A 476-nucleotide genomic window follows, 5' to 3' on the forward strand; every position below is an offset into this window, starting at 1 on the left:
CTGGAATGTCCTCGGCCAGCACGGTCTCGACACAACGCTGAAGACTGGTCAGCCTCTGCATTCCGATCATCGTCTCGGCCTCCGCAGGCCAGTCGATGCCCAGATCCCGCTTGTGCTGAACGAGAGTACTGCGATTCTCGTTGGGAGTGGCGCGGGCAAGCCGCAGCGCGCCGCCGCGGACCATCATGCGGTTGAGCGTCTTGAAATAGAGCCGCCGGCGCAGCGTCCACTGGGCGGGCATGCGTTCCGGCATTCCGTACCTGGTGAGGTTGCCCCGGATCAGGTCGAGGTACAGCGATCGAACATCGTGGTCGGTCACGTGAAGGCGGCCCCCAGCTCGTATTCCGGCAGTTCGAGTGACTCTAGCCTCGAGCCGGCACCACCCGGATCGGTTTGCTGATTGACTCTGGGGAAATTGATATCCCGATGGACGACGGGAAAAACACACGGGCCTGCCACGTGCCGAACAGCAAGAT

General features: G+C 62.2%; 1 protein-coding gene. It reads right to left on the reverse strand.

Annotated elements, in window-relative coordinates; genetic code table 11:
* On the reverse strand, positions 1-319 hold a 319-nt coding region (locus IMZ11_RS43930; RefSeq protein WP_228649665.1), incomplete at its 3' end, for a TylF/MycF family methyltransferase.
* Between the last annotated feature and the right edge of the window lie 157 nt (positions 320-476).

The sequence above is a fragment of the Microtetraspora sp. AC03309 genome (genome assembly GCF_020826795.1).
GTDB classification, from domain to species: domain Bacteria; phylum Actinomycetota; class Actinomycetes; order Streptosporangiales; family Streptosporangiaceae; genus Microtetraspora; species Microtetraspora glauca.